Source organism: Shewanella frigidimarina NCIMB 400 (genome assembly GCF_000014705.1).
GTDB lineage: Bacteria > Pseudomonadota > Gammaproteobacteria > Enterobacterales > Shewanellaceae > Shewanella > Shewanella frigidimarina.
In genome coordinates, this window is sequence record NC_008345.1 from 3,410,392 (window position 1) to 3,432,827 (window position 22,436).

Consider the following 22,436-nt stretch of genomic DNA (forward strand, 5'->3'; position numbering starts at 1 on the left):
ACTTAAGATCCGTTAGCTAAAAGCTCCAAGTATTGACCATAGTTGTTCTTCATCATTGGCTTGGACAATTCAGCGAGCTGTTCTGAGCTCAACCAACCATTACGCCACGCGATCTCTTCTAAGCAAGCCACTTTTAGGCCTTGTACATGTTCTATCGTTTGTACAAAAGAAGACGCTTCATGCAAGCTTTCGTGTGTACCGGTATCTAACCAGGCAAAACCTCGACCGAGTAACTCCACATTCAAGTTACCTTGGTTCAAATACATTTCATTTAACGTGGTGATTTCTAATTCGCCGCGATGTGACGGCTTAACTTGCTTTGCCATTTCGACAACATTGTTGTCGTAGAAATATAAGCCTGTAACAGCATAACTTGATTTTGGCTTCGTTGGTTTTTCTTCTATAGATACGGCTTTCATATCTTTATCAAACTCAACCACACCAAATCTTTCAGGATCTTTGACTTGATAACCAAATACTGTAGCACCGTCTTCTCTATTCACCGCATTCTTCAGGGTTTTACTAAAGGATTGACCATAAAAAATATTATCCCCCAAGACTAAACACACACTGTCTTTACCGATAAATTTTTCACCGATCAAAAATGCTTGCGCTAGGCCATCTGGTGAATGCTGTACTGCATACGTTAGATTGATCCCAAAATCAGAACCATCACCTAGTAAACGACGAAATGATTCGTTATCTTCTGACGTTGTGATAATCAATATATCCCTAATCCCCGCTAGCATAAGCGTAGATAAAGGATAATAAATCATTGGCTTGTCGTAAATTGGCAATAGTTGTTTTGAAACACCACGAGTTAAAGGGTACAACCGTGTACCAGATCCTCCAGCAAGAACGATTCCTTTCATCACTTAGTTACCTTATTCACAACTATCGACTCATTTGACACACCTAAACGTTCTCTGGCGTAGGAGCCATCAAGCACACGACACCACCATTGCTTATTATCTAAGTACCATTCGACTGTTTTACGAATACCAGATTCGAATGATTCTTCAGGCTTCCAACCCAATTTTTGATCAATTTTTGATGCATCAATTGCATAACGAAAATCATGACCAGGTCGGTCCGTTACATAAGTAATCAAATCCGAATACTGAGTTATACCATTCGGTTTATTCGGAACTAACTCTTCTAGTAAAGAACAAATCGTTTTCACAACTTCAATATTCGATTTTTCATTATGACCACCAATATTGTATGTTTCGCCTACAACACCTTCAGTTACCACCCTATATAAAGCACGAGCATGATCTTCTACAAATAACCAATCACGAATTTGCATACCATCGCCGTAAACAGGTAAAGGCTTACCGTCTAAGGCATTTAAAATCATTAACGGGATGAGTTTTTCTGGAAAATGATAAGGACCATAATTATTAGAGCAATTGGTCACGATAGTCGGCAAACCATACGTACGTAACCAAGCACGAACCAAATGATCAGAAGATGCTTTTGATGCAGAGTAAGGGCTTGATGGTTCATACGATGTCTCTTCCGTAAACAAATCATCAGTTCCTTCCAAATCCCCATATACTTCATCAGTTGAGATATGATGAAAACGGAATGCAGACTTTCGATCCTTAGTCAAAGTGTTCCAATAGGCTCGCGTTGCTTCCAGAAGAGTATATGTGCCAACGATATTAGTTTCGATGAAAGCGGCAGGACCATCTATAGAACGATCAACATGAGTTTCTGCAGCCAGATGCATCACTGCATCTGGTTTATACTCAGTGAATATTCGAGCTAGCGCTCGACTGTCACAGATATTGACCTGCTTAAAAGAATAACGTTCGTTGTCTGATACTTCTGACAAAGACTCTAAGTTACCAGCATAAGTTAATGCATCAACGTTAATGACGCTATGCTCTGTATTCAGAATTATATTCCGAATAACTGCTGAACCGATAAAACCGGCACCACCTGTAATTAAAAATAACATTAAAACCATCTCGCTAATGTTTGATTATTTAAACAAGCTGTAATAGTCAGCTCTATCGAAAACTTCTAAGCTGCCACCAACTGTGGCATTGTAAACTTGTCTTTCTTGCGATTCATATACTAGCTTAAAATACGAATAGGTTCTTTCTACTCTATCTAAATGCGGATCATGCCACTTCTTTCCTTTACCAAAATAATCTGGATGAAAATGATTAGGATCGTCTGAATTAGAAGTAATCTCTTCACCAGCGACATCAGCGTCACTTGGAATTTGATAAGAATGATCCATTCCAATTAAATATATTTCACTAAACCCCAAATAATATGCAATTTGTAAGTTGATCATTGTTACACTCTGACCACAATACAACTTGTCATTCATATCAGTTGAAAATCTTGGTATTGCAAAGTAAGGGCTGGTTTTGTTGTAATATCCTTTGTCCATTCGAAAAAACCAACAATTTTTCTTATTTTTAACTTGATTTTTGTAATCTATTGGAAAAAACTTATACTGTGCTTCGAAAGTATTAATTTTATCGACATTATCCAACATTACATGACGGTCTTCAACAACATAAAAAGTAGGTCTAAATCCTTCACTTTCTGTTTTGTAGAAAATACCATTTACAGCAAACGAATACTCATTCTTCAAAAGGGATAAATCATGTTTATTTAATGATGGACCATTACCGACAATAAAAGCTCGCTCACCTTTGAATTTATCTTTTAATTTACTAAAATCGCTGCAACCATAAGAAAAACCTTTATCATAAAGGCTGTATAAGGACTTATTGTTGTAAATCAATGACTTTACATGCTCTTTTACTCGATTTGAATTCACTTTAAAAACCTTCTAATTACAGCCTTAGGCTTAAACATTGATGCTATCATCAAAAATAAATAACGCTTCATACCCTTAGTGAAAAGATATTTACGATAACAATTCCTAACGAGGTATTCCTTTATAATTATATAACGATTCGTTTTTCGTCCCCAAATTAGGTATCTTAATTTAAAAGTTTTTTCGATTGTAGTGTATGGCATATTATTTGATACACTTCCAGAATGAATTCTAACTTGAGTCAAAGACTCTTCTAGGTTTCTGAATTTGAATCCTCGCTTTAACAGACGCGAAAATATATCATATTCCTCTGCAGGCACATACTCTTGCCTATAAGACTCTGCTTCTAAGCAAGATCTTCTAAATATAACAGCGCCATGACATACACCATGATTACCTTCATGGTATCTAGATAAAATATCCGAATGTGTTAATGGAAACTTAGAATAATTAATTTCTTTATGATCATCATCTAAAAAATAACTAACATTACTACCTAAAACATCAGTATCATGATTCGAAATAAAATCAAATTGTTTTTCAAGTCGATTAAATCCTAAAATATCATCAGGATCAATTCTAACTACAAACTCAGATATAATAAATTTACAACCTTCGTTTAAAGCATTTGCAAATCCTATATTCTTAGCTAGTTTCACAATGATTATTTGTGGTAGCTTAGAAACCCAGCGCTCTACAGTTGCTAGAGATTGGTCTGTAGATTTGTCGTCTACAAAGATAATTCGCTTCGGCCATACCGTAGATTGATATATGCTATTAAAAAAATCGTCCAAATAGTTTTCATTATTAAAATTAGCAGTAAGAATATCCACTGATATAGTTTTTTTATTTAACTTCATTCTCAAACCTTTTTTCAATATAAGCTACTCGTCTCGCATATGTCGCTAGCACTAGAAAGACAAATAAAACAAAAGCATCAAATTTAATTACATCTTCAATCATAAAATTATGAAAGCAAAAATAGAGCAATAAAAGCAACGTAAACTTAAATTTAACATCTTTGATTTTCTTTATTTGCATAAAACATGAAAAAAATAAAAATATAAAAATATAAAATGCGCAATAAGCTATACGATTACCTATAGATAAAAATGTATTATGATAATTTAACAAAGGCATTTTGGGATCTGTATACAACAATGAATTCCCCCAAGGCTCCAAATTCATGTGTTCCCAGCCTTTTGCAAAAAATAACAACCTAGAAACATCAGTCATCCCTTCAGCAGAAAACCTAGATGATGAAAAAACATCAGAAAATAAGAACATTGGTGATACAACCAATGCTATAGCGAAGAGCAAAAATGATAATATAAATAAATATGTAGTTTTTTTCTTCGTAACACTAAAGTGATATATTAAATAACCACATAGAATAATAAAAGTAAATAATGCCGGTGATCTTGATTGTGTTAACAAGCCTAAAATTATTAATGATAATAAACCGAATAAATATATTTTTTTCAGACCCAGATTTATCATTGCTGTAACAATGATAACAACACAAAAGTTAATATATAAATTTAAATGCGTAACACCTAAAGAGAAATCAAAAAAACGACCAAAGAATAAATACTCTCTAGCCATATAACCTCTTCTCTCACCAATAAATAGAGCTAAATCGGAAGGGGCTGCAATCAAAAAGGTATATAGTACAACTACAAGTGAAGAAATAAAAAAACATATAGCAATAGGTTTTACTTTACTATCATTCCTAGCCAACCAATCACCTAGAATATAAGATACCATAACCAATGGGACAAACAATATATTTCTAGCCCACTCTATGAATAATATTTGATGCTGTAATGTATAAGCAATTAATAGGATTATAATAATAAACGAAAAAAATATGTAATTTAGAAGTTTAATTCTAATTGCTGCAAAAGCAACCATCAAAAAAATAGGAATACTAAAAACAGCAATAGGAGTCCAAGAATAACTTACAACAACCACAAAAATGAACAATTGAAAAGCAATTAGTTCTAAGTTTAAAATCTTCAAAATAGTATTTCACTCAAAGTATAAAAAAAGTAGTCATCCACCTATCCTCAGTGCCAATTCCTTTTTAGACTTGAGAATGATTAAGAGTAACACCATAATATTAGCAATCAAAGAAACTAAAACCATACCTACGACGCCAAAAATTTCGACAAAGAAAAAGTTAACTATAACTTGGAGTGAAAAAGCAGCCAATATAACCTTGGCCATATATCCTCCTTTTCCCCAGTAATATAGAACATTACTAAGAATAAGAATGAATGATTGAATGAGGAAAGGAAAAATTAGCAATTTCAAATACAAAACACTATTAAAATATTCTGCATCATAAACCCTAAGAATAAACTCGCTAGCAACAAAGTATATTACCACCGATAATAAAATCAAGAACAAAATAGCAGGAATTAAAAATAACTTAATTCTTTTATAATTACTACTTTTTAAGCAAGTATTAATTTCAGGCACCAATACTAAATTGATTACACTTGCAGCAATAAGTAAAGCCGAAGAAAATTGAAACGCAAGAGAGTATTGTCCTAAAACTGCGGTACCAACTTGACGTTCAATAATCCAGCGGTCAGCACCAAGTTTTAACCACCACCCTAAAGCTTGAGGTAAAAAAAGCAAAGCGATTATAAATGTTGCCTTAAATGAGTCAAACCTAAAAGTTAATCGATGGAAAGACAAAAATAATAATGTTCGTATATGACCAAATAAAATGCAACTAATTAATACCTGTAAAAAGCTTGCGAATAACAAACCATATAACCAACTTAAGTAACCATAATCAAGGGCAACAAAAACTAAAGTAAACAAAGATAAACTTACGGTAAAAACAATATTAGAAGCTACGTATCTGGAGGCACTTTTTTCGCATTGATAAATTGCCAATTGAAAAACAGATATACATCTGAGAAATGATGCTAAGACCAATAGAGTCAATACATATGTATAGCCAGAACTTGCAAAAATAGATGCTGTTAAAAGAAATAAAGCTAATAATAGGCAAATAATAAGGTGTTCACGTTTAGTTGCTAAAAATCTTACCCTATTCAATTTGAAAAAATCGATTCTTGTTGTTGCTTGAATATTGAATGAAATCAATATAAAAAACAACTCGTAAACAACAAAAATTAAACTATATCGACCAAAATCCTCAACGGAAAGATATTTAGCCACATAAAGCGTTGTAAAAAAAGGGGCCAATTTAGCGATCCCCTCACTAACGGCATACTTTATCAGATTGGCTAACATATATACTCAAAGTTTATAAGATCAAATGGATTTTTAAAACCATTTATTTCGTGTTTATACTTCTTGAAATACATAGAATTCAACCAACTTGTAACTTGAGTTTATTTCTAATTCTAAGGCCAAATCGTTTAAATACGGCATAGTATTTATTCGATGACTTTAATGTATCATTAGGGCTCAAACTACATATTTCTTTAGCAACTTCTGAATATATAGGCTTAATATAATGTCTAATATTATCCGTCAATTGAGTTTCACTAGATACAAACTTCCTTACATCGATTAATTGAACGTTTTCATAACTGTCATTTAATTTTTCCAGCATAGAATTCATTTCTCTATGCCTAATGTGCATATCTAACTCCCATTCTCTTACTCTATGATTGATATTAACTTCTGCTCCAGTTAAAAACATAAAGTGCTTGTTTGGGAACATAGATATCAATTTTTCAAGATTATCATAAAAATCTGTAGGCTTAATAGCTCCCTTAAAAGTATAGTTATCTTTAAAAAAGTCGAAAAAAGTTGAGCTAGCCCCGATCAAGTGAGGAGGAAGTTTATTAAAATTATTTACATCAGTCCAATCAATAGAAAAAGAATCGAAAGGAATCAATAAGTTAGACAACTTCGATTTATATAATCCACGACTATAATCATTTAATGGACTATATATAAGCACATCCCAATTGTTGCTATATAATTTCTTATTCCCTTTAAAACCCTCATATATATCTAGAGAGTTTAATTCTTTTAATTCATCTTCGGTTAATTCATTTATTAAAAAAGTTGTATGTTCACCGTGGACACTTATATTTTTATTATTTACAAAATTAAACAGAGTATCTACGTTCTTTCCTGATAGATAATGAACGACTTGATCTAAGTCACATCCTCCAACAATCAAATAGCTTCGTCCATCCCTTTTTACAACCTGATTACTAAACTTATTTTCATTTAATGTGATATAAGCCACATCACTACTTTCATCAACCTTAGAAGCCACGTCACCTATAACATTTAATTTAGGACAACCTAAATATTTATATAGCCAATTCTCAATACCCATGTTCATAGTTCTACAAGAAAATAGAAAATGTATTAGTTCATTATCTTTCATCAAATAGAAGCCAGAAATACCGTAATCACCGTACTTATCAATGACGTTAATGACGCCTGAAGAAACATTATCACTGTTTAATTGTAAAAAAAGTTCACTTTTAGTTACTCTATTTTTTGTATAATTTAACTGATTGGTTCTTTCTATCAGTTCCAAAACTCTATCTATGTTATCATCTATATTATCAATAACATTAACTCTAATTTGTGACTCCACTAGAAAATCAAAGTTAGATAAATTTCTATCTTTTAAAATTTCCCTTTTACTCTCTAAAATTTTATATTGCGATAAACGACTTAACTCATTATCATCTTTACCTAATAAGTATTTACTACTCAAAAGCGTTTCTATAATATCGGGTTCACAAGCAGATATATTTGGGTTTTCAAATATTACTTCATTGATATTTCCAGTATTATCATCTATGAATAATACATTTTCTGCCCGTAATGCCATATCTTTAATTATCGACTGGACTGCTTTCCCCTTAGGATCCCAGCCTATCTCCGCAAATACAAAGTAATCCCAAAGCCCTTTCGCTGTTAAAAAACTTTGTATTTCTTCACGGTTGTTTTTAGAACATATACTGTTAACGATCCCTCTTTTGGTTAACTCAATAACTAGATCGTGATGGGCTTGTTGATAAACAATTCCTTCTTCTGAAAAGGTTCCTTTCCAAAAAGTTTCATCTAAATCCCAAATAACAAGTTTTATATTATTTTTTATAGTATTCATTTATATTGGATCACTTAAACAGCCCTGTATGCCACCGCTTGCACTAATGCAAGCCCCTTGAACGAAACCAGCATTATCAGAAGTTAAAAAAACAGCAAGCTTTGCAATTTCACTGGGGGTACCAACACGACCAAGCGGATGAAACATCTCCAACCGTTTGTATAGTTCATCTTTTCCATAAAAACCAGCTTTGAGCATATCAGTAGCAATTGCAGCTGGCTCTATAGCATTTATTCTTACTCGATTACCTATATCTAATACCATATTGCGAGTCATAGAGCTTAACGCCGCTTTAGTAGTAGCGTAGGCAACAAATTGTTTTTTAGTTTGTGTTGCGTGGATACTACTGATATTGACTATTGATCCAGAATTACGATCTAAATCATCAATAAATAGCTGAGTCAAAAAGAAAGGTGCAGACAAATTAACGTTAAAGCTTGTATTCCATTGTTGTCTTGAAATAAAGCGCGTGTCGGCGAGAATTTGCACTGCGGCATTATTAATTAAGCTCGTAATACCTACACCATCAGTAACTGCGTTTACTTTTTTATAGAACTCCGCAGCATATGCTTCATCTAGAACAAAACTTTCCAAATCAAGCTGTAAAAAACAAACATTATCAAAGTTATCATTACAAATTTTTAAGTCTGTTGCCAAGACACTATAGCCGTCATTGGTAAATTCTTTAACTAAGGCTTTGCCAATTCCACCTAAAGCACCTGTAATCAATGCCCACTTCTTATTTGTAAATTTCTGCTGCATTGGGGTTCTCTAACTATCGTTGCGAATTCAAAAATTCCGCAATATATGAAATGGCTTGATGCGTTGCTCGCCTTACACCTTCTTTCGTATTACTCCCATTGTGAGAGCCAAAAATACATTGTGGCATTTCACGTAACGGCGAGCTTGCTGGCAAAGGTTCGACTTCGAAAACATCTAATCCAGCCGCTGCAACATGACCACACTGTAAAGCATCAATTAATGCTGCTTCATCTATTAGTGGTCCTCGCGCAACGTTTACAACCATTACACCTTGCTTTAACTTGCTTATCACATCTGCATTAAGCATATGATAATTATGTTTATTTAAAGCACAAGTAAATACTAAAAAGTCAAGTTCTTCAACACCTCTAGGGAATTCATGTCTTGTTACATATTTATAACCTTTATCACCTTCAACGCCAGGGTCAAAAACAGTAACATCTACGTCAAATCCGCCCAAACGTTTAACCAGACTTTCGCCAATATCACCGAAGCCAACAACTCCGACTTTTTTGCCAGCGACACTCATACCAGCAGGTTTTGGCCAGCCAAAATTATTTCTTATTTCACGATCGATAAAGTAAGTTTTCCTAGCTAAACCTAATAATAACGCGATCCCAACATCAGCGACTTCGCCTCCAAACATATTTGGGGTATTAGTAATAGGAATTCCTAAGTCTTTACACGCTTGGAAATCTACGTTGTCTATACCGATCCCCCACTTAACAGCTGCTTTAAGTCGACCTCGAATACCCACCTCAAATACCTGTTTAGTTGCAGGATCATCGCCAATGATCCAGCCATCATACTCGGGCAATAACGTCATTAATTCTTGTTCCGATAAAACCTGTGTTGTTTTAGCAGCAACAAGGTCTAAACCTAACAATTTAGCTGGCTCAACAAATTCTTCGAACATGCCTAACATTGGCGGACACGTAACTAATACTTTTTTCATATTCATGCCTTATAGTTTTACAAACCCTTTTTCTAACATATAATGCGTCATCACTACGGCTTGATCCCAATCATCTGGAGTGTCAATATCCGAACACTCCATTGCTGGTGAAACCATCATTGAAGGCTTTGCCCCAATGCGAGCATTTGTTTTGGCAAAACTTTCTCGGTTAAATAAATACAAGTTAGAGTTTTCTTCAAACCAAGGTTCTAAATCTTGAGTTGGAATTAAGTTATCCGGATCATGATTTATCGGTTCACACTTCGCAGTATAAAATCGAGTTTGTATTTTATTAACAGTAAACAGTGAGTCAGCAGAAGCAGAAGCTAGCTCTTCATTATATTGGTTAATGGCTTGCTTAATTGTGTTAGAAGATAATAATGGGTTGGTAGTATGAGTCATAAGATAAATATCTGCCTCGACATTTTCTACATCATCTGCTAATACACGATTCATGGAAACTTCGTCACCACAGATCTCTTTTTTTCGATCTCTAATTAATATTCTATCCGTACCTACCAAGCCATTCTCAGCCAAAATATCTCTTGCATCCGTATTGATGACAATTTGATCTATATCCTCTACAGCTAACAAACTATCTAAAATCCAACGAAAAAGTGGTTTACCACAAAAATCTCTAAAGTTTTTACCTTTAACTCTTGTGCTATTGGCCTTCATTGGTAGCAACACTACTATTTTTTTTTTCATGATATCTCTCTTTTTCCAAGTCTTTTGGATAAAAATAATTGAGCTTTTTCTGTTTTGATAATTTTCTCACCTCATGGTTACCTATGTAGGTACCCCAATAATGATTAAATCGAAATAAAAATATATCTTTGATATTAGATAGAAAGGTTTTCTGACGTATAGCTTCAGCACTATCACTCATCACACCTGAAATATAATAACGGATAAAATCACTTAATGAGAAATGCACATCAGGCATGATATCTTTTAATGCGTATGCTTCACGTTCATAACGAGTACGAACTTGTCGCCAAGTTTCATCATGTATATGGTATACTGGCGCAGATGCAACGTATGCAACTGCACCACCATCATCCACTAATTGTTTAGCAAAATGCATATCTTCAAGACCTGTGAGTTTTTCACAAAATCGATACTTTAACCAGGCTTGTCGTGTTACTGCTGCATTGGCATTATTACAAAAGTAGCCTTGTTGTGGGATTTTATTATACTCAGGAAACCATTTATTAAAATGACATTGCTCTGAAAACTTAGTACTATCGCGACCAATTTGTCGGCCGTAACTATAATCAGCTCTACTATCAACAAACGGACGACAGAGCTCATCCAACCACTCGTCTGATGCTGGAATACAGTGACCACTTACGAAAATAAAGAAGTCGCCCTTAGCAAATTCACACCCCATATTAAGTGAACGACCAAAGGTAAACTCAGATTTGTTAATATGCGTAATACGTGCTCCGTACTCTTTGGCAATGCTCAATGTTTTATCCGTTGAGCCCGAATCAATTACCACAATTTCTAAATCGACAATGATACACTTTTGTTGTCTAATTGCTGTTAGTAATTCTTTAAGATACCGCTCTTCATTTAACGTCCTAATGACGATACTTGCTAACATAATTATTAGTCCATTTCAAAGATCGGGATAGATCGCCCTTCAACGTCCAGCTCTAATAAAAAAATACTCCCAGACAACGGAAATTGTTTAATCTGTCTTGCATTCATTCCCTCTGTGGCTGAGGTAATCAATAAATGCTTATTTTCTGGCCCACCAAAACAGCAACTACTTGGTTGTAATACTGGTAAAGAAACATCAGTTACTACAGCACCAGACGCCTGATAACATCGTACACGCCCCGCCGCCCATTGCGCATTCCAAATCTGTCCGAATACATCAATAGCTCCACCATCATGGGCGGCATTCGTTGATGATAAATCATCAAATACGATTTTATTATGCCACTCTAGCACACCGTTATGGTATGGAACGTCATACATTAACTGCAGTAAAGAGTCACTAATGAGGACTCTATTAACCGTTACCCAACAAAACGTATTAGCAATGTGGATTTGATTTAATAATTGGCATTTAATATTAAGCCGTTGGTCAATAACATAAATACTACCAGGAAACTTCAGGGGTGAGGTTTTATGCATGGTACTGAACCATAATAAGCCATTATCGCAAACACCACCATCATTGGTTCTGAACCCTTCTGGTACCGGTAGAGTACACAACAGGGTTTGCAAACCACTTTCAAGATCAAGCTCTATCATCTGATATTGCGCTATCACCAAAACACAACCATTAGGCTGCTCTACAATAATTGAGGGCATCAAAGAGAAACGATGTACCGACGGCTGTTGTTCTCGGTCATGATGGGGTAATTCGAATAACTGTTTATTAATAATATCTAACCATAACCAGCTTTGACGTTGATTATGCCAGATTGGTGCTTCCCCTAAGGTCATACTAGAATTAATTATTGTCATCACAAACCTTCAACAACTATAATTTAAAAAATACAAATAACTAAAAAAATAAGCATGTAACGAACAAATTTTCTTAAGAAGGTAATTTAGGCCAGAAATTAAAAGCTATTAATGGGATCTATCTACGATAAGAATGTTAATTTTATTACTAACAAAAATCTTTTTAATTTAACTACAATACAAATAGTGGTTACACAAAAATGATATAAATTTTGAGGTTCCACTTTCATCCATTTTGAGAAATCTGAATCTTCGCTATAATATATAAACATATATTTTTGTTATTTAAAACAGTCATAATAGTAAGTAAATAGTTGAGCCAAGAGCGCTTCGCTGCTAGAAACTATAATAAAAGAGTCTTAATTCTCTTTTTTAACAAAATATCTAATTAATACCAACATGACACCTAGCATGCCACCTAGCATAGTGCCTAATACACAGATTAATGCTCGTTTTGGCTTTGATTTTTCTTCTTGTACTAATGCAGGATCGATGGTTTTAAATACGTACTCATCGCGAACTTCGGCAAACATAATAGTTTTAGCTTGCTCTTCAATTAACTTGTACAAAATTGAACGAATATCAGCAACATTAGTTTGTTCGATTTGAGATTTTAAAAATGTTGTACTGCGTGTCGCTTCTGCAACATCGCGGTCTTTCATTTCTTTATTAATGTCTTGGACTAACCAATTAACCCATTGTTGGGCTATTTGTGGCGATAAATACTCTAAAGACACAGTAACCATCCCCGTCTCTTTATCAGCATTAACGGCAAAAATTTTACTGAATTCTTTGTAAGCTTCTTGCATTGATGGCTCAGGTTTATATGGTAGCTCAACCTCTCGTACCCACTCACTATTGGCTACGTTATATACATTTTCATCATAACTAATGATGTTATCTACCATATCCCACTTTTCAGCCGCCATTAGGTCAGGCAAAATGTGATGTTTTTGTATAAAATTACTGGTAAATTGACGAGACTTCATCACCTCAATAGCCATTTGGGTTTTATCAACACCACCGCCACCATCTAGGTTGATGCCAGCCATGCTTGCTAAACCACCAAACTGTCCTGCAAGTGCAGCTAGTCCTCCACCACTTTGCTCTGATTCTGCAGGCGCTAATAGCGCTTCTGACTTATAGATATTTGGCTGGTTGATGGCAAAAATAACCGCTCCGATTGCAAACACTGCAGTGATAGCGATGATGAGCAATTTTCCTTTCCAAATAACGGCAAAAAGCTCGCGTAAATCGATTTCGTCGTTTTCAACGCTGCCCATTGGTTGTGTTGATGCAAAGTTTGCGTCATAAGTAGCTTGTAGGTTTTGTTTAGTCATATGTCTTATTTTTCTTGAAAGTAGAGCGCTACGCTTCTAGGTTCTAGGACGCTTCGCTGCTATACAAGCAAAGCAAAAGCCTAGATTCTAGGACGCTTCGCGGCTAGTTCGCTGCGCTGCTATAAGGTCAAAAGATGTCAGCTTCGCTTCTATAAAAAACAGAAAGCATGCCGCTTCGTTAAATTAATCTATTGTGTAATCGGCATTATCTTCTTTAATCTGTGCTTGTTTTTGTTTGATAAGAGCACCTAATATTTTGGCTAACTCTTTGGCTTCTTTTACCATCGACATAGCTATTTGTTTATCAAGGTAGTTGATTTCTGCTCCGATATATAACTGAGTCACAAGCTCACCTAGAGACCCTTTTGCGTAATACAGAAACCTTATCTTTTCTTTTAGGGTTTCACGTTCCTCTCCCTCCGCGATGTTTGAGGGAACAGATAATCCTGAACGTGTAATTTGATCTTTGAAGCCCCAGTTACTGACTGACTCAGTCAACCGATAAATTTCACAAGACAATCTAGAAGCTCTTTTCCACACATCCAATTGCTCGAAACGCATATCAGTTCCTTCTGAAGTTGAGTATCTTGTATCTAGAATCTAGAGCGCTTCGCTGCTAGAGCGGCCTACGGCCTGCTATAAAACCCTAGAAGCGTAGCGTCCTAGCAGGACGTAGTCCGCCCTCTGGCGAGCCTGCGAGTTTCTAGAACCTTCAGTTCTTAGATCCCTGAAACAGCAGCAAATGCGACTGCAGTGTTATATATAATTTGTGTTACTTGCGACCATAGGGTTAAGTTATCTTTGTACTCAGTGTCTAGCGGTACAATAACCGTGTCGCCAGCAGTAATTTGTGAGTCGGTATTAAACCAAATACTTTGAGTTGGCATCATCACCGAACCATCAGCTTTGATGACATAAACTCGGTCTTCATCACCGCGCTCTCTTGGCCCACCAGACATAACCAAATAATCGTCTAAGGTTAAGCCATCTTTAAATCTATGAGTTGAAGGATGTTGAACCTCGCCCATAACCGCGACAGTTTGCTTAATGGTTGGCACGTAAAGTACGTCGCTGTCTTCAAGTTGAACATCAGCTTCTTTAATGCCCAATTTAAGCGCGTTTAAATCAATCACTAATCTGCCAACTGCTTTTATGTTTTCTAAATCGGTTAGCATTAATTGTGCATCAGAATAACTAATGCTTAAGCCATCTTTTGATACTCCACGAGTGGCGATGTCTCGGCGAAGTTGGTCTGCTAACTTTTTAATTTCGATCTGCTCTTGCATTCGCACTGATTCACGTACAAATACAGCAGCAGAGGGATAAGCATACTCAGTATATCCACCAGCTCTAGCGATCACATCTGATAACGTCTCACCACGTCTGATGTTATAAGTACCAGGGAATTTAACTTCACCTTTAACTTCGATAACCTTTCTTTCTTGCCATTCTGGAGTGGTGAGAATAGTGACCATATCGCGACCTTTTAGCTCGATATTGTCTTCTTGATTCCCGTTGATTGCCGCGTAAAGATTAATTTGTTTGTGGATGATATCCGATATTGTAGATGTTGTATGAGTACGAGTCAGTTCTGCACGTTCAACATAAGCACCTTCTAACAAGCCACCAGCAGCCTTAACCAAGTCAGTTACTTTGGCAGAGTTTGTTAACGGATATACACCTGGGTGACGAATTTTACCTGCAATAGCAACAATCATAATGCCATGCTGTGAATTACCTTGCTGAGTTAATTTAGTCACTATCGGGTAAAGTAGTTCTTTACGTGACATAACGTTACTCAGTTTGATTAAGTCACGGTCTTCGAATAGATTCGATAGCATTTTAGCGACTTCACTGCTAACCAGTGTTTGCTCTTCTGATGCTTGCCCATTTAATGCAACACCGGCTATCTGATTGGTATATTTGCTAGCTACGGTATTGTCTAACGTTTCAAATCCAGCTTTAAATAGATCGGCATCCAGTAGTGAGTCACCTTTTAATGATTCAACTTTACTGACACGCTTTTTAACTAATGAATTCAGTTCAAAACGATTTTGAGTATCGTCACTGAAATTAAATATCATTATTTTATCACGAGGCTGCAAAGCAATATTTTGAATAGAATTAGGTGATGTAATAGCTTCACCAGGAGCAAACTGTAATGTTTCTATGTCGCCATGTTTGTTGATTTCGCGAACAACTAAACCATAGTCTAAGTCAGCAGATAATAATAAGTCGCCCCAAATTGAAGGCAACACATCGCTAATGCGTTGTTGCTTCCACTGGTATTTACCTGGGCGGACTACTGCACCAACGATAGTAATAGCATCTTCATATTGATTAGAAGCATTTTTAACCCGGATATAATCTCCAGCTTTTGCTAAGGTGTTATTGCCACTTACGGAGGTTAAATCGACATTGATAATGCTTTTTAAACCATTGGCATTATATCGTTCGATACTACTATTTCTAGGATAAGCACCTTGTTTGATACCAGCAGCCATATTGATAACATCTGCAATAGTTTCATTCTTTTTCAGCTCGTAAATCGCGGGGCGTTGCACTTCACCAGCAACACTGACTAAACCACCGATTGATGGGATGAATACTACATCGCCAGAACGAAGATTGATGTCTCCAGAAGCATCGCCTCGGAGCAGTAAATCGTATAAATCAAATGAGCCTATTAGTTTACCGCTTCGCTTAACTTGTACGTTGCGAAGACTACCTATTTCGTTTACACCACCAGCAACAAATAACGCCTGAGTAATGGTTGATAAACTTGATACGGTATAAGAGCCTGGTTTGTAGGCATCACCAGCGATAAAAATGCGAATAGAGCGTAATTCACCCATGGTGATATTTGATTCAATGCCAATCATTTGCTGCTTAATGCGCTTAGACAATTCTTGACGTAAATCTGAAAAGCTTAGCCCAGCGACTGATACAGGGCCTAAATCGGGAATTTGCACCGTGCCATCGCGATTAATGGTTAAACTGTATTCGTTACTCTCTTTTCCGTATAACTGAACTTTAATGACATCACCAGGACCGACCATATAATCACTTGGTACAGGAACATCCGTCACAGGTGCGAAGGTCGTTGGTTCGCCGGAAAACATTTCGTAGCCGAAGCGTTTTAATTCATTTTTATCACTGTCTTGTTTGAAGTCATACTCGTTCTTTTTAGCTGTATCTGATTGTTGACTTGATTGGTTTTGACGAGGTTCAACTACAGTAGGATTTGTTACGCTAACAGAGCTATTGGCACTGCCTGACAACATTGAAGGGTCTAAACCATACTGACGCGCAACTCTTTCCTGTTCTGATTTAGGCAATTGTTTAAACTGCTCTATCATTTGCGGCGTTGGGGTAACGGCATGCGCTTGTGTGGTTAAAATAATAAAGGCCGATAAGCCAGCTAGTAACACGTTTTTGGTTTTATGTAGCACCAGATATCTCCAATATTATTTTTTTATAAGAAGGTTATAGATTCTAGGAACTCGCAGGCTCGCCACTAGTGTCGCTGCGCTACTAGGAACTCGCAAGCTCGCCAGAGAACGGACTTCGTCCTGCTAGGACAGCTTTGCTGTTAAGATTTTATAGCATCTAGAAGCGAAGCGCCCTAGAAGACCGAAGGTCGTCCTAGCAGCGAAGCTCCCTATTTCAGACACGCTACCGCCCATGGATTACGGCTTCCAATATGCCCTTCGCTACGCGAATCTTTAATTTTTTATTGGCTGTGAGCCATAACAACCGCTAATCAAGCGCGGAATTATACTCAAAAATCAGCTTAGATGCTTGAGTAAAACCCTCAGAACGTTTCAAAATTGTTGCAAAATAGCAAAAACTCCATTTAAACGTTCAATATTCAACCTTTACGGTCAGAAACAGCCCTTTAAGTCAGCTTCATTCATTTTATAAATGGACAATATCCTACAAAGACTATCGCTATTATCTGACAGCTTAGTTATTTAGTCATATTAGCTATTTATGTTGTTTGGTCATTATTCGGTACAGCTTGTAAATTCGTCAACTCGACTAAAATCCGTTTTTGTTGTCCCATGATGTTAAATAACACATGGCAACGCTTATCAGGATTATTCTCGTCGAATATTGCTTCAAGGTCTTTAAACGGTCCGTCGACAAATTTGACTTTATCGCCTTTGCCCAACGGTTTTACCTCTTCTGGTACATAACCTTGAACACGCCTTTTTAGCGCTGAAATAATTCTGTCGTCAATGGGAGTCATATCTTCTCGGCAGCCAACAATACGATTCGCACCACGTGTATTGTGGATTTTGCTGACGCTGGTGATGAGAGGATCAAAATAGATAAACAGGTAGCTAGGGAAAAGTGGTGCCGTAACCATTTGTGGTTTATTGCGGACCATTTTTTGTTGGGTGATCATAGGTAAATAACTCTCGACTTCTTGTAAAGCCAAATTTTGCTGTGCACGTACTTCATGACGTGGTTTGCAATACAGTAAATACCAAGATTTCATTATTACTCGCTTGTTTAAATTTGCTCATCAGTTTGAGCAAGTGACATCCCATTCACGGCTTGGAATATTAACAAAATTACTTAGCTTTTTGAATGAGTTTTTAGGCCTTAGTGCCTATAAATACAGCGTTTAAGTCATCATCTGGTTTTATATTAAGCAATAACACCATCATTTATTATCTACATTCAGAAGTAACTAATTGATTTATCGTTCGACATTTACCTAACACCTTTATCGCACGGAACTCTGTTAATCTTACTTTATGTATAATAAAAAGTTCTTAGTAATGCTAATCTGCATACGTTAGCTGTTAAAGATGTTAATAGTACTGTTTCAACATGCGTCAATATCCTGAAAATCTCAACAGATTAAACAACATATTGACGATCTTTTATATCAGTTATTTCACTTCCATTTACGACAATCACAATCTGACTTTATCGATATTTCAATTAATGACTCCATCGATAAATTATTGATAAATGTTAGTCATAAAGGTCAATTTGAGGCGATATAGGTATTTCTAGCCTACATAAAACAAAGCCTCGATAAACGAGGCTTTTATTAGACACTTTATGTTGCCTTAAAGTTTACTTATTTGGTTTGGGCGGATAATTCATCATTACTGTGCCAATTGCTTGATTAATAGTGCTAATTCGCTCTTCTGGGGTACTTTGTTCACGTACGGTATCAGCAACAGTACCACGCCAAATTAACTTACCCGTTTTGTTATCAACTAAGTCGACCATTAATGTACCAACATCGTATTCACGCACGGTGGTTTCACTATGAAGACTGCCGCCTAATCCCCAACGAGGGCCGTAATATGGGTTATAACCGTAGTGACTGTTAAAGGTATCGATATTGATTTTTTTATCGACTTTAGTGATGTAGTTAACTAATAAATCTGCATTTTGTTTGTCGGCTTTGCTGATACCTTTTTGACTTAATTGAGTTTCGATAGCAGCACGGACGCGTTGATCCATCAGTCCGTCTAAATGATAGCCCGCATCGTCATTTTTTTTCTCTACCCATGAATAGGTTTTATATTGATCAAATGATACCGATGGGTCGAAGTCTGAAGTAGATTTCAAGGTACTACATGCGCTCAATGCTAACACTGCCGCAGCGATAATTAGGGTTTTCATACAGGCTCCAAAAACAAGACGTTAATGTTTATTAGCTTATAGAGAGCAAAGGCGTTGTCAAGTTAACAAGGTTTTATAAAATAAAGAACGCTAGACTCTAGGACGCTTCGCGGCTAGATGCTATAAAATCAACAGCCTCGTCGCGCAGCGAGTCAATCTTAGCTGCGAAGCTGTTCTAGCAGGACGTAGTCCGTCCTCTGGCGAACCTGCGAGCTGCTAGGACGTTGCGCGGCTAGATGCTATAACATCTTAGCCGCAAAGCGGTCCCTAGAAGCGAAGCGCACTATCCGCGTAGCGGCCTAGCGGACATAGTCCGCCCTAGATACGTACATTACTAATCCACACGGTTTGGTAGGGTTGCAGTTGCATGGTTTGGGTGATGTCTTCTATTGGTTGTCCACTCAATAGGTCTACCCAGTGTTCTGCAATAATAAGATTAAGTTCATTAATGCGAAGATCGGTGATTTGGTCTGATACGTTGCTGATACAAAATATACTTTGTTTACGATTACGACTTTGACGCCAAAAACCAAATAACTGTAACCCTAGATGTAAGGTGAATTGTGTAGCATTGGGATGAAATGCAATTTGCTGCGTTCGGATATTGATTAAATTGGTCAGCTCGGTTAGCACTTGGCTATGATCGCTGTTGGCATCATTTAGTTGTTCCGTTAATTGATTGAGATCCCAACGATGGCGGTTAATGGCGCGATTATGTGAAGTATTGGCCAGCTTTTGATAGTCGTTGCGGGTTCCCAATAAACTATGGATATAAATTCCAGGAATACCTTCGAGCGCTAACATAATGGTATGAGCGCACACAAAACGTTGCATCCCCCACTGGTCTTTACCTTTAGTGGTGCCTTGTAAGGCATCAAACAGGGCAATGTTCATTTCATAAGGTTTTTGCAGGCCATCTTCTGTGGTTCTGGATGATATTTGGCCACCGAACTGCTTCATTGTGTCGACCAGAGTATCAATCTCATCTTCTTCAAGTAAGCCTTCTGCCGGGCGTAAACCAATACCATCGTGAGAAGCTATAAAATTAAAGTAGGTGGTGCCGTCTTGTGCGGGCGGCATACTCATAAGCCAACGCTTTAAGTATAAGCAACTGCCGGTAATAAGACTGTTGATCAGTAAAGGCGGCAATGAGAAGTTATAAATACAATGTGCTTCGTTAGCATTACCAAAGTAAGTTAAGTTTTGGGTGTTAGGAATGTTGGTTTCGGTAATGATGATGACGTCTTGCTGAGCGTGTTCAATTAATGTCCGTAATAGACGGATAACTTCATGGGTTTGCGGTAAGTTAATTGATTTATTACCGACTATTTTCCATAAAAAGGCTACTGCATCGAGGCGAAAAATACTCACACCCGCATCTAAATACTGACGAATGATACGTACAAACTCGATTAATACTTGTGGATTACGAAAATCAAAATCAACTTGATCATGACTAAAGGTACACCACACATGTTGAGTGCCGCTCGGTGTCTCTGTTGGTCTTAATAATGTTGACGTTCTTGGCCGAACCACCGCGCTTAAGTCATCATCTGGCTCGGCAGTAAAAAAGTAGTCATGGCCCACGCCCTCACCTTTGCAAAAGTTCTCAAACCATAAGCTCCGACTAGAGCAATGATTGATCACTAAATCTGACATCAATCGCCGCTTACTGGCAATAGCACTGATATCTGCCCACGACCCAAGGCCTTCGTTAACACTTGAATAGTCGATAACCGAGAAACCATCGTCAGAACTGTAAGGGAAAAACGGTAAAATATGCACAGCATTGATGCAACTTAAATAGCTGTCGATAAATTGAGCCAGCGTGGTGAGTGGCCGCTCACCTTGTTGGATCACACTGTCGCCATAAGTGATCATAATGATGTCTTTTTCAGACCAATGATTTACAAAGGGTTCGGGCACTTGGCAATACTCGGTGATACGCATTATATCGATGAGCTGTGCAGCCAATGCTGGCACACTTATGTCAATGTCGACATCGTTGTAAATACAACTAAGTTGTTGCTGCAGCTTTTGCTGTAATCCATCCATTACTGACATAGGGTGTCCTCTGGTCGATTTTGATGTTAGCTAAACTCAGCATTATCGGCTTCAACAGCAGCTTTAAGCTGCTCGAGCACGTCTGGCATGGCACTCACGACTCGGCTCCATGTTGGCATAAACGGGGTTTCCATTGGATTATCTAAAAAGCGTTGCCCTGCTGTGACAATATTTTGGGCAAACATTTCAACCGCTTTTTCTTCTAAATGTATATCGGTGGTTAAGCCGTTCATTAATGCATCATTATGATAGGTTTCGACATAATCGAGGGCGACACGATAATACGTTGCCTTAAGGGTTCGGAACGATTCAGTGCTAAAAGTATGTCCTTGAGTGGCTAACTTTCGGAAAAAGGCTTTAGTGATATCAATCGACATTTTAGACAAACCCGCGTCTTCATTATCCAATGATAAATCTTGATGTTTATGATCGTAATTATCGGCGATATCAACCTGACAAATACGATTATGGGCATAGTTACGCTGCATTTCTGACAGCACACCAATTTCTAAGCCCCAGTCACTTGGAATACGTAGGTCATTGAGCACGTCTCGTCTAAATGAAAACTCACCCGCTAATGGATAACGAAAACTGTCCATATATTCTAAATATTCGTTGTAACCGACCACTTTTTTAAGTGCTTTAATCAACGGTGTGACTAATAGACGTGACACTCGACCATTAATTTGTCCATTAGAAATACGTGCATAATAACCTTTACTGAATTCATAGTTAAACTGCGGGTTAGCGACCGGATAAAGCAGTCTAGCGAGTAATGATTTTTCATAGGTCACGATGTCACAATCATGCAGTGCAACCGATTCTGTTTTACCCGAAGCCAAAACATAACCCATGCAATACCAGACATTTCGCCCTTTTCCCAGCTCTTTGGGCGCTAAGCCTAACGCTTGCAGTTTTGCATCCAGCGCTTGTAAGCGTGGCCCGTCATTCCATAATATTCGATGATGCTGCGGTAACTCACCAAAAAAGCTTAGCGCGTGTTTGTACTGTTGCAGATCGGCTCTATCTAATCCAATCACAATTTCTGATAAATACGGCACCTGTTTTAATTTACTCACAATATCTTTAAGTGCGGTGCCTTCTAGCTCTGAATACAGAGATGGCAAAATTAATCCTAACGGGCGCGTTTTTGAAAACTTAATTAAATCTTGCTCAAGCTCTTCATGGCTACGTCGGGTTAGATTATGCATTGTGGTGACAATGCCATTTTGATAAAAGTCGGCCATG

19 protein-coding genes are annotated in these 22,436 nt (G+C 37.0%); all 19 read right to left on the reverse strand.

The window, feature by feature from the left end:
• Positions 1-2: 2 nt before the first annotated feature.
• On the reverse strand, positions 3-872 hold the full coding sequence (gene rfbA / locus SFRI_RS14630) for a glucose-1-phosphate thymidylyltransferase RfbA (protein ID WP_011638277.1): 870 nt from the start codon (positions 870-872) through the stop codon (positions 3-5).
• Positions 872-1,966 (reverse strand): dTDP-glucose 4,6-dehydratase, encoded by a 1,095-nt coding sequence (gene rfbB, locus SFRI_RS14635; protein ID WP_041413140.1) that lies wholly within the window; start codon positions 1,964-1,966, stop codon positions 872-874. The genes rfbA and rfbB overlap by 1 nt, the downstream gene beginning before the upstream one ends.
• 24 nt (positions 1,967-1,990) lie before the next feature.
• On the reverse strand, positions 1,991-2,806 hold the full coding sequence (locus SFRI_RS14640) for a motility associated factor glycosyltransferase family protein (protein ID WP_011638279.1): 816 nt from the start codon (positions 2,804-2,806) through the stop codon (positions 1,991-1,993).
• Positions 2,803-3,666, reverse strand: coding sequence for a glycosyltransferase (locus tag SFRI_RS14645; RefSeq protein ID WP_011638280.1), 864 nt, complete (start codon positions 3,664-3,666; stop codon positions 2,803-2,805). Before SFRI_RS14645 ends, SFRI_RS14640 begins: the two co-directional genes overlap by 4 nt.
• Positions 3,653-4,828 (reverse strand): hypothetical protein, encoded by a 1,176-nt coding sequence (locus tag SFRI_RS14650; protein ID WP_011638281.1) that lies wholly within the window; start codon positions 4,826-4,828, stop codon positions 3,653-3,655. The genes SFRI_RS14645 and SFRI_RS14650 overlap by 14 nt, the downstream gene beginning before the upstream one ends.
• 33 nt (positions 4,829-4,861) lie before the next feature.
• On the reverse strand, positions 4,862-6,079 hold the full coding sequence (locus tag SFRI_RS14655) for an oligosaccharide flippase family protein (RefSeq protein WP_011638282.1): 1,218 nt from the start codon (positions 6,077-6,079) through the stop codon (positions 4,862-4,864).
• A gap of 79 nt (positions 6,080-6,158) precedes the next feature.
• A complete protein-coding gene (locus SFRI_RS21050; protein ID WP_011638283.1) occupies positions 6,159-7,931 on the reverse strand; it encodes an HAD-IIIC family phosphatase in 1,773 nt (590 codons plus the stop codon).
• Complete coding sequence (locus SFRI_RS14665) at positions 7,932-8,693, reverse strand: SDR family NAD(P)-dependent oxidoreductase (protein ID WP_011638284.1); 762 nt, start codon at positions 8,691-8,693, stop codon at positions 7,932-7,934.
• Between the two features lie 13 nt (positions 8,694-8,706).
• Positions 8,707-9,648 carry a phosphoglycerate dehydrogenase gene (locus tag SFRI_RS14670; RefSeq protein ID WP_041413142.1) on the reverse strand — a complete coding sequence of 314 codons (942 nt, stop codon included), beginning with the start codon at positions 9,646-9,648 and terminating at the stop codon, positions 8,707-8,709.
• A 9-nt stretch (positions 9,649-9,657) separates the two neighbouring features.
• Positions 9,658-10,356, reverse strand: coding sequence for an acylneuraminate cytidylyltransferase family protein (locus SFRI_RS14675; protein WP_011638286.1), 699 nt, complete (start codon positions 10,354-10,356; stop codon positions 9,658-9,660).
• A complete protein-coding gene (locus SFRI_RS14680) occupies positions 10,313-11,257 on the reverse strand; it encodes a glycosyltransferase family 2 protein (protein ID WP_011638287.1) in 945 nt (314 codons plus the stop codon). Before SFRI_RS14680 ends, SFRI_RS14675 begins: the two co-directional genes overlap by 44 nt.
• A gap of 5 nt (positions 11,258-11,262) precedes the next feature.
• Positions 11,263-12,132, reverse strand: coding sequence for an SMP-30/gluconolactonase/LRE family protein (locus SFRI_RS21055; protein WP_011638288.1), 870 nt, complete (start codon positions 12,130-12,132; stop codon positions 11,263-11,265).
• A 359-nt stretch (positions 12,133-12,491) separates the two neighbouring features.
• Complete coding sequence (locus SFRI_RS14690; RefSeq protein WP_011638289.1) at positions 12,492-13,472, reverse strand: Wzz/FepE/Etk N-terminal domain-containing protein; 981 nt, start codon at positions 13,470-13,472, stop codon at positions 12,492-12,494.
• A 183-nt stretch (positions 13,473-13,655) separates the two neighbouring features.
• Positions 13,656-14,033, reverse strand: coding sequence for a four helix bundle protein (locus SFRI_RS14695; RefSeq protein WP_011638290.1), 378 nt, complete (start codon positions 14,031-14,033; stop codon positions 13,656-13,658).
• A gap of 158 nt (positions 14,034-14,191) precedes the next feature.
• Positions 14,192-16,924: an SLBB domain-containing protein gene (locus SFRI_RS14700; protein ID WP_011638291.1), complete on the reverse strand. Its 2,733-nt coding sequence runs from the start codon at positions 16,922-16,924 to the stop codon at positions 14,192-14,194.
• A gap of 539 nt (positions 16,925-17,463) precedes the next feature.
• Entirely contained in the window at positions 17,464-17,976 is a 513-nt protein-coding gene (gene rfaH / locus SFRI_RS14705) for a transcription/translation regulatory transformer protein RfaH (protein WP_011638292.1), read from the reverse strand.
• Between the two features lie 590 nt (positions 17,977-18,566).
• Entirely contained in the window at positions 18,567-19,124 is a 558-nt protein-coding gene (locus tag SFRI_RS14710) for a DUF4136 domain-containing protein (RefSeq protein WP_011638293.1), read from the reverse strand.
• A gap of 318 nt (positions 19,125-19,442) precedes the next feature.
• Entirely contained in the window at positions 19,443-21,188 is a 1,746-nt protein-coding gene (locus SFRI_RS14715) for a sugar phosphorylase (protein WP_011638294.1), read from the reverse strand.
• 26 nt (positions 21,189-21,214) lie between these two features.
• Positions 21,215-22,435, reverse strand: a complete 1,221-nt coding sequence (locus tag SFRI_RS14720) for a glycosyltransferase family protein (protein WP_011638295.1) — start codon at positions 22,433-22,435, stop codon at positions 21,215-21,217.
• Between the last annotated feature and the right edge of the window lies 1 nt (position 22,436).